This window comes from Oryzobacter terrae (assembly GCF_042756445.1).
GTDB classification, from domain to species: domain Bacteria; phylum Actinomycetota; class Actinomycetes; order Actinomycetales; family Dermatophilaceae; genus Oryzobacter; species Oryzobacter terrae.
Map to the genome: position 1 here is coordinate 497017 of NZ_CP170578.1, position 11658 is coordinate 508674.

Genomic DNA, 11658 nt, shown 5'->3' on the forward strand with positions numbered 1-11658 from the left:
GGCACCTGGATCAGGCGGAGGCCTGGGCGGGCTCGCGGGCCGGCTGGTTGGCCTTCGAGATCTCGACGAGCGCGGTGAACGCGGCCTCGTCGTTGACCGCGAGCTCGGCGAGCATGCGGCGGTCGACCTCGATCTCGGCGGCCTTGAGGCCCTGGATGAACCGGTTGTAGGTCATGCCGTTCGCGCGGGCCGCGGCGTTGATCCGCTGGATCCACAGGCGACGGAAGTCGCCCTTGCGGGCCCGGCGGTCGCGGTAGGCGTAGCCGAGGCTGTGCTGGACCTGCTCCTTGGCCTTGCGGTAGAGCCGCGAGCGCTGCCCGCGGTAACCGCTGGCCCGCTCGAGGACGACCCGGCGCTTCTTCTGGGCGTTGACCGCCCGCTTCACGCGTGCCACGTGAGTACTCCTTGTGCTTGGTCAGACTTGGGGGTGGGGACGGCTCAACGGCCGAGGAGCTTCTTGACCTTCTTGAGGTCGCCCTTGGAGACCAGGATGTCCTTGGACAGGGCGCGGGCCTTCTGCGGCGTCTTCTCGTGGAACTTGTGGACGTGGCCGGCCTGCTCGCGCATGATCTTGCCCGTCCCGGTCACCCGGAAGCGCTTCTTGGCGCCGCTGTGCGTCTTGTTCTTCGGCATGGTGCCGATCTCCTTGTGGTGGTTCGGTGGTGCTTGCTGGTTCGTGGGCCGGCGGTCAGGCCGACGGCTTGGGCTTCGGTGCGGCCGGGGTCTTCGTGGGGACCGCCGCGGTCTCGGGGGCCGGCTCGGCCTCCGGGGTCTCGGTGGTCTCGGTGGTCTCCGGCTCGACCGTGGTCTCCGGCTCGACCGTGGTCTCCGGCTCGACCGTGGTCTCCGGCTCGACCGTGGTCTCGACCGCGTCGGTGGTCTCGAGCTCGTCGGTGCCGGTGGCCTCGTCGCGACCGGTGGAGGTCTCGTCGCGCTTGCGGCGCTGCTCGGCCATCGCCTGGGCCTTCTTCTTCGTCGGGGCGATCACCATGACCATGTTGCGGCCGTCCTGCTTCGGCGAGGACTCCACGACGCCGAGCTCGAGGATGTCCTCGGCGAGGCGCTGCAGGAGCCGGTAGCCGAGCTCGGGACGGCTCTGCTCACGGCCGCGGAACATGATCGTCACCTTGACCTTGTCGCCGCCCTTGAGGAACCGCTCGACGTGGCCCTTCTTGGTGCCGTAGTCGTGCGGGTCGATCTTCGGGCGGAGCTTGATCTCCTTGATGACCGTGTTGACCTGGTTCTTGCGTGCCTCACGGGCCTTCATGGCGGCTTCGTACTTGTACTTGCCGAAGTCCATGAGCTTGGCGACGGGCGGCTTGGCCATCGGGGCGACCTCGACGAGGTCGAGATCGGCCTCCGCCGCCAGGCGCAGGGCGTCCTCGACGCGGACGATGCCGACCTGCTCGCCGTTGGGGCCGACCAACCGCACCTCGGGAACCCGGATGCGGTCGTTGATGCGTGGCTCGCTGATGTGCTTCTCCTGACAGTCGCGAATACGGACCCGACCCGTGGCACGAGAAAGGCTCCTCACGCCACGTGCGCGAGGAGCCTGGTCCGATCCGTCCGGGACCACCACCCGATGGCGTCGCCAGACCCTCGCGGGCTGGCACGACATCGCGTCGCGGACCTCGTTCGGACCCGGCACCCTTGCGGGTGACGCGGGTGGAAGCTGGGCTTCTCTTGCACACCGCCCCGTGAGGAGCGGCCGGTCAACACACGAGGTTACCAGCGAGGCCCCGCGGACCCGAAATCGCCGCCGGGTGGAGGTCAGACGATGCGGAACGCGAGGCCGTCGATGCGGGCGCGCAGCTCTCCGTCGGCGGCGAGGCGCTCCCCCACCCGGGTCGCGACGGTGCGGACCTGCTCGGGCGTCAGCCCCGGACGCAGGTGCAGGACGACCGCGAGCACGCCCTCGCCGAGCGGCTGGCCCTCCTCGACGCCGACCGACGCGACGTCCTCCTCGCCGTCGGTGGCGGCCTCGACCCCGCGGACGACGAAGGGGTCGGTGTGCGGCGGCTTCCACGGCCGCTGCTGCGCGAGGGCCCAGACCATCGAGGGGCGCAGGACCCGGGTGGCCGGTCCGGCGACGTCGACGACGACGACGTCGCACCGCTCCTGGACCGCGGCCTGGCCGGCCCTGGCCGGGGTCACGGGCACCGGGCGCGCTCCGGGGTCCCACGCGGCGAGGGCGTCGGTGCCGGTGAACACGGGCAGGGCGCGCTGGCCGTCGGGCGCGACGAGGGTGACGGCGGCCATGTCGACCGTGCCGGGCGTCGGCTCGGCCACGATCGGCACGACGAACCGGGCGGCCTCCACGGCCGCCATGAGCGTGGCGTCGTCGGCCTCCGGGTCGGCGAGGACCGCACGCAGGGCGGCGTCGGCCTCACCCGTGTCGGCCTCGAAGCCGCTCGGGCTGAGGTCGCGGCCGGCCCACGGCACGTCGGCCGAGTCGGCCGGTGGCCGCTCCACCCCGGTTTTGCGCACTTCACCCGGGTTCACAACCGGGGTGGATTGCACCTTTTCGGGGTGACCCCGAAATTGGGCGTCGGGCTCGGGTCCGGTCGTCACGGGCGGCCTGCGACGTCGAGGGCCTCGGGAAGCGTGAAGGCGCCGCGGTAGAGGGCCGAGCCGATGATGGCGCCCTCCACCCCGTCGGCGACGAGCGTGCGGATGGCGGCGACGTCCTCGAGGGTCGAGACCCCTCCGGACGCGACGACCGGCCGGTCGGTGCGGGCGCAGACGTCGCGCAGCAGCTGGAGGTTGGGCCCCTGGAGCATGCCGTCCTTGGCGACGTCGGTGACGACGTAGCGGGCGCAGCCCTCCCGGTCGAGGCGCTCGAGGGTCTCCCAGAGGTCGCCGCCCTCGGAGGTCCACCCCCGGGCGGCGAGCGTGGTGCCGCGGACGTCGAGCCCCACGGCCACGCGGTCGCCGTGCTCGGCGATGGCGCGGGCGGTCCACTCGGGGTCCTCCAGCGCCGCGGTGCCGAGGTTGACCCGCCGGCAGCCGTTGGCCAGGGCGCGGTCGAGCGAGGCGGCGTCGCGGATGCCGCCGCTCAGCTCGACCTCGATGTCGAGGGCGCCGACGATCGAGGCGAGGAGGTCGGCGTTCGAGCCCCGGCCGAACGCGGCGTCGAGGTCGACGAGGTGGAGCCACTCGGCGCCCTGCTCCTGCCAGGCGAGCGCGGCCTCGAGCGGGTCCCCGAACTCGCCGCCCGTGCCCGCGACGCCCTGGACGAGCTGGACGGCCCGGCCCCCGACGACGTCGACGGCGGGCAGGAGCTCGAGGCGCGGCTGGTCGGCGGCGGTGTCGCTCACGGGTGGGTCCTCCGGGTGGACGAGTGGGGTCGGTAGGCCAGTCTGCCGGGTCAGAGGGAGGTGACCCAGTTGCGCAGGAGGGCGAGGCCCGCCTCGCCGGACTTCTCGGGGTGGAACTGGGTCGCGGCGAGCGGGCCGTTCTCGACCGCGGCGACGAACCGCTCGCCGTGCGTGGCCCAGGTGACCGAGGGCGCGACGGCCGCGAACGGCCCGTCGGGCTCGGGGAGGTCCCACGAGTGGGCGGCGTAGGAGTGGACGAAGTAGAAGCGCTCGTCGCGGATGCCGTCGAAGAGCACGGTGCGCTCGGGCACCTCGACCGTCGACCAGCCCATGTGCGGGACGACGGGCGCCAGCAGCCGCGAGACGTGCCCGGGCCACTCGCCCACGCCGTCGATCGGCATGAGGCTCGGCTCGGTGGAGCCCTCGAAGAGCACCTGCATCCCGACGCACACCCCGAGGACCGGGCGACCGCCGGCGAGCCGGGTGTCGATGAGGCGCGGGCCGTCGGCGGCGACGAGCCCGGCCATGCAGGCGTGGAAGTTGCCGACGCCGGGCACGAAGAGCCCGTCGGCCCCGAGCGCCGCCTCGCGGTCGGCGGTCAGGGTCACCGATGCCCCCACGTGCTCGAGGGCGCGCACGGCACTGCGGACGTTGCCGCTGCCGTAGTCGAGGACGACGACGCGGGACGTCACCGGCGGCCTCCCCCGCCGAGGCGCTCGGTCTCCTCGCGGTGCGAGGACTCCTCGGCGACGAGGCGGTCGAAGGCGAGCACCCCGCGGCTCGAGGGCTCGACGTCGGTGGCGCCCGGGCAGTCGCCGCGCAGGAGGAGCTCCTTGCCGGGCAGGCCGAGCAGGCCGAGGACGGTGACGAGGAGGTCGATGGGAGTGCCGTGCCCGGAGCGCAGCACCTCGGCGAGGGCCTCCTCGCGCACCCGGCCGTCGGCGCCCGCCGCGGAGAGCAGCACGGGCAGGCGCAGCCGCGGGAGGTCGGGGGTGTCGACCACCCCGCGCCGGGGCTCCCACACGACCCACTGGTGCTCGCTGCGCAGCCCGCGGGGGTGGACGGTGATCGCCGCCCGGCCGTGGACGTCGAAGAGCCCGATCGAGGGTCGCGCGCGTCCCGGCGTGGGCCGGGCGGCGAGCACCTCGAGCCCGACGTCGTACGGCGCCGCGCTGTGGGCGCGGTCGTCGGCGAGGGTGATCCCGGTCCACGGCCCGAGGGGCGCGACGGTGACCGAGACGAGGCCGCGGCGCAGCCACCTCGTCACCGGTGCCGGCGCCCGGCGCACGAGCACGAGCCCGTGCCCGGCACCCGTCGGCGGGTCGGCAGCCACGGGCTAGAGCGCGCCCTTCGCGCTCGGGACGCCCTCGACGCGGGGGTCGCGCGCCACGGCGGCCCGCAGGGCCCGGGCGAGCGCCTTGAACTGGGCCTCGACGACGTGGTGCGGGTCTCGACCGGCGAGCACCCGCACGTGGAGGGCGATCTGGGCGTGGAACGCGAACGACTCGAGGACGTGGCGGGTCAGCGAGCCGATGTAGTGGCCGCCGATGACGACGTGCTCCTGCCCGGCGGGCTCGCCCTCGTGGACGCAGTACGGGCGGCCGGCGACGTCGACGACCGCCAGGACGAGCGCCTCGTCGAGCGGCACCGTGGCGTCGCCGAAGCGCGAGATGCCGGTCTTGTCGCCCAGGGCCTCGCGGACGGCCTGGCCGAGGACGATCGCGACGTCCTCGACGGTGTGGTGCGCGTCGACCTCGGTGTCGCCGGTGGCGCGCACGGTGAGGTCGAGGAGCGAGTGCTTCGCGAGCGAGAGGAGCATGTGGTCGTAGAACGGGACGCCGGTGCTGACGTCTCCGCGTCCGGTGCCGTCGAGGTCGACGGTCACCTCGACGGTGCTCTCGGACGTGCCGCGGCGCACCGTGGCGGTGCGGGGGGCGTCGGTGCTCACGGAGCTGCTCCTGTACGGGTCGGGACGAGATCGGCGACGGCCTCGAGGAACCTGCTGGTCTCGTCGGGCGTACCGGCCGTGACACGAAGATAGTGGGGAATGCCGACGTCCCGGATGAGGACTCCCCGGTCGAGCAGTCCCTGCCACGTCTCGCCGGCGTCCGGGAGGTGCCCGAAGAGGACGAAGTTCGCGTCGCTGGGCACCGGCTCGAGCCCGAGGGCGGCGAGCCCGGAGACGAGCCGGTCGCGCTGCTCCTTGATGGCGTCGACGGTCTCGAGCATGAGGTCGGCGTTCGCGAGGGCCGCGAGCGCGACCGCCTGGGTCTGCGTCGAGAGGTGGTACGGCATCCGGACCAGGCGCAGCGCGTCGGTGACCGCCGGGTCCGCGGCGAGGTAGCCCACCCGGCCGCCGGCCAGGGCGAAGGCCTTGGACATCGTCCGGGTGACGACGAGCCGCGGCCGGCCCTGCAGGAGGGTGAGCGCGCTCGGGGTGCCGGGGCGCGCGAACTCCGCGTAGGCCTCGTCGACGACGACGAGCGCGTCGGGCGCGGCCTCGTGGACGGCGTCGACGACGTCGAGGCCGAGCGCCGTGCCCGTGGGGTTGTTCGGCGAGCAGAGGAAGACGACGTCGGGCTGGTGGACGACGACCTGCCCGACCGCCGACGCGACGTCGAGGTCGAAGGCACCCTGCCCCTCGACGCCCCGCATCCCGTCGATCCACGTCGTGCCCGTCGTCGTCGTGATGATCGGGTGCATCGAGTAGGCGGGGGTGAAGCCGAGGGCGCGGCGTCCGGGTCCGCCGAAGGCCTGGAGGAGGTGGAGCAGGACCTCGTTCGACCCGTTGCCGGCCCACACCGCGTCGGGCACGACGGGCGTGCCACAGCGCGACAGGTACGCGGCGAGGGCCTCGCGCAGGTCCGAGAACTCGCGGTCGGGGTACCGGTTGAGACCGGCCGCCGCGAGCCGGACCGCCTCGGTGATGGCGTCGACGACGACCGCCGGGACCGGGTAGGAGTTCTCGTTGGTGTTGAGGGCGACGGGCACGTCGAGCTGCGGGGCGCCGTACGCCGTCCGGCCACGGAGGTCGTGGCGCAGCATCGCCTCGACGGTCGCGCGGGGGTCCATGTGCCGGAGTCTATTCAGCGGGTGCCGGACGCCGAGGGGGCCGGTCACGGGCGGAGACGCCACGCGACCGGCCCCCGACCTCGGGGCGACGGCTCAGAAGTCGTCGTCGAAGGTCACCGCACCCGTGACGCCCACCTGGTAGGCCGACACCCGCCGCTCGAAGAAGTTCGAGAGCTCCTGGACGTCCTGGAGCTCCATGAACGCCAGCGGGTTGCGCGACCCGTAGACGGCCGGGAAGCCGAGCCGCTCCAGCCGCCGGTCGGCGACGTGCTCGAGGTAGGAGCGCATGTCGGCGCTCGAGAGCCCCGCCACTCCCCCGCCGAGCAGGTCCTGCGCGAACTGTGCCTCGGCGTCGACGGCCTCGACCATCATCTGGCGGACGGCCGCCGCGAAGTCGTCGTCGACGAGGTCCGGCTCCTCCTCGCGCGCGGTGTCGATGACGTCGAAGGCGAAGGCCATGTGCATCGACTCGTCGCGGAACACCCAGTTCGTCCCCGAGGCCAGCCCGTTGAGCAGCCCCCGCGAGCGCAGGAAGTACACATAGGCGAAGGCGCCGTAGAAGAACAGTCCCTCGATGCAGGCCGCGAAGCAGACGAGGTTGAGCAGGAACGCCCGGCGGTCGGCCGCCGTCTCGAGGGAGCGGACCTCGGAGAGCGAGTCGATCCACCGGAAGCAGAAGTCGGCCTTGGCCTTGATCGACGGGATGTTCTCCACCGCGGCGAACGCCTCGTGCCGCTCCGCCTCGTCGGGGACGTAGGTGTCGAGCAGGGTCAGGTAGAACTGCACGTGGACGGCCTCCTCGAACAGCTGGCGCGAGAGGTAGAGCCGCGCCTCGGGGGCGTTGACGTGGGTGTAGAGGTTGAGGACGAGGTTGTTCGCGACGATGGTGTCGCCCGTCGCGAAGAAGGCGACCAGCCGCCCCACGAGGTGCCGCTCGGCGGCGCTCAGCTTCCGCAGGTCGGCGAGGTCGCTGTGGAGGTCGACCTCCTCGACCGTCCACGTGTTCTTGATGGCGTCGCGGTACCGGTCGTAGAAGTGCGGGTAGCGCATCGGCCGCAGGGTGAGGCTGAGGCCCGGGTCGAGGAGCAGGGCGTCGGTCGTGGTGGTCCTGGTCGTGGTCGTGGTCGTCACTGGCAGGCCTCGCAGCTCTCGGGGTTCTCGAGGGAGCACGCGAGCGCCTCCTCGTCGGGATCGGGTGCCTGCACCACGGCCTGGCTCACCGTCGCCTGCTGGATCCGCGTCGCGGGACGCGAGCGCAGGTAGTACGTCGTCTTCAGGCCCGACTTCCAGGCGTGGAGGTACATCGAGCTCAGCTTCCCGATCGTCGGGCTGGCCATGAAGAGGTTGAGCGACTGGCTCTGGTCGACGTACGGCTGGCGCGCCGCCGCCATCGCGATGAGCGCGCGCTGGGGCAGCTCCCACGCCGTGCGGAAGAGGTGCCGCACGTCCTCGGGGAGCGCCGCGACACCCGCGACCGACCCCTCGGCGCGCTTGACCGCGTCCCGCGTCTCGGCGGTCCACAGCCCCCGGGCCCTCAGCTCGCGCACGAGGTGCGCGTTGACCTGGAGGAACTCCCCCGAGAGCGTCTCGCGCTTGAACAGGTTCGAGACCTGCGGCTCGATGCACTCGCCGCAGCCGGCGATCGAGGCGATCGTGGCCGTCGGGGCGATGGCCACGAGCAGCGAGTTGCGCAGGCCGGTGCGGGCGACCCTCTCGCGCAACGCTGCCCACCGCTCGGGCTGGGTCGGCGAGGTCTCGAAGTGGTCGAGGTGGAGGACGCCGCGCGCCGCCCGCGTCGCGGCGAACGCCGGGTGGGCACCGACCTCCTCGGCGAGCTCGGCCGAGCGCTCCAGCGCGGCGAGCTGCACCTCCTCCGCGATCCGGGTCGACAGCGCGAGCGCCTCTGCCGAGTCGAACGGCAGCCGCAGGGCGAAGAGCACGTCCTGCAGTCCCATGTAGCCCAGCCCCACCGGCCGCCAGCGCGGGTTGGACCGAGCCGCCTCCTCGCTCGGGTAGTAGTTGATGTCGATGACCCGGTCGAGGTACGTCACCGCGCTGCGCACGGTGGCCCGCAGCCGCTCCCAGTCGAGGTCGGTGCCGTCGGCGGTGAGGTGCCGGAAGAGATTGACCGATCCGAGGTTGCACACGGCGGTCTCGTCGTCACTGCTCACCTCGACGATCTCGGTGCACAGGTTCGACAGGTGCACGACGTTGCCGGGCTCCGCGGTCTGGTTGCACGAGCGGTTCGCGGCGTCCTTGAACGTCATCCAGCCGTTGCCGGTCTGGGCGAGGGTGCGCATCATCCGGCCCCAGAGGTCGCGGGCGCGGACCTGGCGCACGACGCGGCCCTCGCGCTCGGCGGCCCGGTAGGCCTCGTCGAACTCCGCGCCCCACAGGTCGGGGAGCTCGGGCACCTCGCTCGGGTCGATGAGGCTCCACACCTCGTCGGCCTCGACCCGGCGCAGGAACTCGTCGGGCAGCCAGTTGGCGAGGTTGAGGTTGTGGGTGCGGCGGGCGTCCTCGCCGGTGTTGTCGCGCAGCTCGAGGAACTCCTCGACGTCGGGGTGCCACGGCTCGAGGTAGACACACGCCGCGCCCTTGCGCCGCCCGCCCTGGTTGACCGCCGCCACGGAGGAGTCGAGGGTGCGCAGCCACGGGACGATCCCGTTGCTCGTCCCGTTCGTCCCCCGGATGAGGGCGCCGCGGCCGCGGACCCGCGAGAACGCGATGCCGATGCCGCCGGCGAACTTCGACAGCCGGGCCACCTGCTGGTAGCGCTCGTAGATGGAGTCGAGCTCGTCGCGCGGGCTGTCGACGAGGTAGCAGGAGGACATCTGGGTGTGCCGGGTGCCCGAGTTGAACAGGGTGGGGCTGCTCGGCAGGTACGCGAGGCTCGCCATGAGCCGGTAGAGGTCGATGGCCTCGCGCGGGGTGTGCGCCAGGCCGCAGGCGACGCGCAGGAGGAAGTACTGCGGCGTCTCGACGACGTGGCGCGTCGTCGGGTGGCGCAGGAGGTAGCGGTCGACGACCGTGCGCAGGCCGAAGTACTCGAAGAGCCGGTCGTTGGAGGGGTCGACGGCGACGTCGAGCTTGCGGGCGTTCGCCGCGACGAAGGCCGCCGTGGCGTCGCCGATCAGCCCCTCGGCGTGGCCGAGCGCCACGGCCTGCGAGAAGGAGGCGACCCCGTTGCCGCGCACCTCCTTGTCGACGTACGCCGACAGCAGCCGGGCGGCGAGGCGCGAGTACTCCGGCTCCTCGCCGATGAGCTCGGCGGCCGTCTGGATCGACAGGCGGTCGAGCTCGGCGGTCGTCGCGCCGTCGTACAGGCCGCTGATGGTGCGGGTCGCGACCCGCAGCGGGTCGACCTCGGCCAGCCCGTCGCTGACCCGGTCGACCGCCCGGACGATCTTGTTGACGTCGACCGGTTCGGCGTCGCCGTTGCGCTTGCGGACCTGCATCGTGCGGGTGGGGGCCGGGGCCTCCGTGGTGGTCGTCATGCTCTCTCCTCGCGAGCCGGATCTGCTCCAGGGCGCACGAGGGGTGACGAGGACGGCAGGAGGGCAGCGTCAGACCGCCACCCGAGGACCTGCCGGCTCCCGTCGGCCGTCCCGCGCGACCGTGGAGATGCCGCACCCGGGCGGGTGCGGCGCGACTGGCAGGTCTTCGGACTCGTGGGCGTGGCTCGCGCCTCCTACTGCCCGTCGCTTCCCAGGCCCGAAGGCCCAGTGCTCTCGTGACGGGGGTCGTTCCCACTCACCGCTGCGGGGCAGTCCCGGACTCGCACCGGGTTCCCTCTTGCCCCACCGACCGCCCTGACGGACGGGAGGTGGACCAGCTGCGTCGCCCACCATATGTGGGGGTCGCGGTGACGCGTGGGACCCACATGGTGTGGCGTGTCGCGCGCGGTCAGGAGCCGGGCTCGACCTCGGGGTGGCGCGCGAGGACGGCCTCGCCGTGCGCGGGGAGGTCCTCGGCGCGCGCGAGCGTGACGACGTGCCCCCCGACCTCGCGCAGCGCGTCGGACGAGTACGTGACGACGTGGATGCCGCGCAGGAACGACTGCACCGACAGCCCGCTGCTGTGGCAGGCGCACCCGCCGGTGGGGAGCACGTGGTTCGACCCGGCGCAGTAGTCGCCGAGGCTCACCGGCGACCACGGCCCGACGAAGACCGCCCCGGCGTTGCGCACCCGTGCGGCCACGGCCTCGGCATCGCGGGTCTGGATCTCGAGGTGCTCGGCGGCGTAGGCGTTGACGAGCGCGAGCCCGGCCTCCAGGTCGTCGACGAGGACGACCGCCGACTGCCGCCCGGCCAGCGCGGTCGCGACGCGCTCGGTGTGCTTCGTCGCGGCGACACGGCGCACGAGCGCCTCCTCGACGGCCTCGGCCAGCGCGGGGCTGTCGGTGACGAGGACCGCGGCGGCGAGCGGGTCGTGCTCGGCCTGCGACACGAGGTCGGAGGCGACGTGGTCGGCGTCGGCGGAGTCGTCGGCGAGCACGGCGATCTCGGTGGGGCCGGCCTCGGCGTCGATGCCGATGACCCCCTTGAGGAGGCGCTTGGCCGCGGCGACGTAGATGTTCCCCGGGCCGGTGACGAGGCTGACGGGGTCGCAGACGTCGGCGCCGTCCTCGACGCCGTGGGCGAAGGCCGCGACGGCCTGGGCGCCCCCCATCGCCCAGACCTCGTCGACCCCGAGGAGGGCGCACGCGGCGAGGATGGTCGGGTGGGGCCAGCCACCGTGGTCACGCTGGGGCGGGCTCGCCACGGCCAGGCTCGGGACCCCGGCCAGCTGCGCGGGGACGACGTTCATGACGACGCTGCTCGGGTACACGGCCAGCCCGCCGGGCACGTACAGGCCGACCCGGTCGACCGGGACCCACCGCTCGGTGACGACGCCGCCGTCGACGACACGGGTGGTGGCGTCGGTGCGGCGCTGGTCGGCGTGGACGAGCCGCGCGCGCCGGATCGACTCCTCGAGGGCGGCGCGCACGGCGGGGTCGAGCGCGGCGAGGGCCGCCTCGACGACCGTCGTCGGGACGCGCAGCCGCTCGGGCCGGATGCCGTCGAAGCGCTCGGCGGCGTCGTAGAGCGCGGCGGCTCCCCGGTCGCGGACGTCCTCGACGATGGGGCGCACGGTGCCGAGCGCGGCCTCGACGTCGAACTCGGCCCGCGGGAGGACGGCGCGCAGCTCGCGCAGCCCGAGGGTCCGGCCGCGCAGGTCGAGCCGCGGGATGACGCCGGTCGTCGTGTCGGACATGGCGACCAGTCTA

Annotated in this window: 12 protein-coding genes and 1 riboswitch; all 12 genes read right to left on the bottom strand. The window is 73.2% G+C overall.

Features of this window, described 5'->3' with window-relative positions:
* Positions 1–10: 10 nt before the first annotated feature.
* The 12 genes from rplT to hisD all read right to left on the bottom strand — a co-directional run bounded on the left by rplT (position 11) and on the right by hisD (position 11645).
* A complete protein-coding gene (gene rplT / locus ACFWN3_RS02390) occupies positions 11–394 on the bottom strand; it encodes a 50S ribosomal protein L20 (protein ID WP_377643062.1) in 384 nt (127 codons plus the stop codon).
* Positions 395–438: 44 nt separating this feature from the next.
* Complete coding sequence (gene rpmI / locus ACFWN3_RS02395; protein ID WP_377643064.1) at positions 439–633, bottom strand: 50S ribosomal protein L35; 195 nt, start codon at positions 631–633, stop codon at positions 439–441.
* A gap of 55 nt (positions 634–688) precedes the next feature.
* Positions 689–1432 carry a translation initiation factor IF-3 gene (infC, locus tag ACFWN3_RS02400; protein ID WP_377643067.1) on the bottom strand — a complete coding sequence of 248 codons (744 nt, stop codon included), beginning with the start codon at positions 1430–1432 and terminating at the stop codon, positions 689–691.
* 338 nt (positions 1433–1770) lie between these two features.
* On the bottom strand, positions 1771–2472 hold the full coding sequence (locus tag ACFWN3_RS02405; RefSeq protein WP_377643069.1) for an SseB family protein: 702 nt from the start codon (positions 2470–2472) through the stop codon (positions 1771–1773).
* Positions 2473–2567: 95 nt separating this feature from the next.
* Positions 2568–3317: a bifunctional 1-(5-phosphoribosyl)-5-((5-phosphoribosylamino)methylideneamino)imidazole-4-carboxamide isomerase/phosphoribosylanthranilate isomerase PriA gene (gene priA / locus ACFWN3_RS02410; protein WP_377643071.1), complete on the bottom strand. Its 750-nt coding sequence runs from the start codon at positions 3315–3317 to the stop codon at positions 2568–2570.
* Positions 3318–3367: 50 nt separating this feature from the next.
* On the bottom strand, positions 3368–4009 hold the full coding sequence (gene hisH, locus ACFWN3_RS02415) for an imidazole glycerol phosphate synthase subunit HisH (protein ID WP_377643074.1): 642 nt from the start codon (positions 4007–4009) through the stop codon (positions 3368–3370).
* Entirely contained in the window at positions 4006–4650 is a 645-nt protein-coding gene (locus ACFWN3_RS02420) for a hypothetical protein (RefSeq protein ID WP_377643077.1), read from the bottom strand. Before ACFWN3_RS02420 ends, hisH begins: the two co-directional genes overlap by 4 nt.
* Positions 4651–4653: 3 nt before the next feature.
* Positions 4654–5265: an imidazoleglycerol-phosphate dehydratase HisB gene (hisB, locus tag ACFWN3_RS02425; protein ID WP_377643080.1), complete on the bottom strand. Its 612-nt coding sequence runs from the start codon at positions 5263–5265 to the stop codon at positions 4654–4656.
* Positions 5262–6389 (bottom strand): histidinol-phosphate transaminase, encoded by a 1128-nt coding sequence (locus ACFWN3_RS02430; RefSeq protein WP_377643082.1) that lies wholly within the window; start codon positions 6387–6389, stop codon positions 5262–5264. The genes hisB and ACFWN3_RS02430 overlap by 4 nt, the downstream gene beginning before the upstream one ends.
* Positions 6390–6482: 93 nt before the next feature.
* Positions 6483–7520, bottom strand: a complete 1038-nt coding sequence (locus ACFWN3_RS02435; RefSeq protein WP_377643085.1) for a ribonucleotide-diphosphate reductase subunit beta — start codon at positions 7518–7520, stop codon at positions 6483–6485.
* Positions 7517–9886, bottom strand: coding sequence for a ribonucleoside-diphosphate reductase subunit alpha (locus tag ACFWN3_RS02440; protein WP_377643087.1), 2370 nt, complete (start codon positions 9884–9886; stop codon positions 7517–7519). Before ACFWN3_RS02440 ends, ACFWN3_RS02435 begins: the two co-directional genes overlap by 4 nt.
* A 139-nt stretch (positions 9887–10025) precedes the next feature.
* A riboswitch (cobalamin riboswitch) is annotated at positions 10026–10240 on the bottom strand.
* A gap of 55 nt (positions 10241–10295) precedes the next feature.
* Entirely contained in the window at positions 10296–11645 is a 1350-nt protein-coding gene (gene hisD, locus ACFWN3_RS02445; protein WP_377643089.1) for a histidinol dehydrogenase, read from the bottom strand.
* Positions 11646–11658 lie beyond the last annotated feature (13 nt).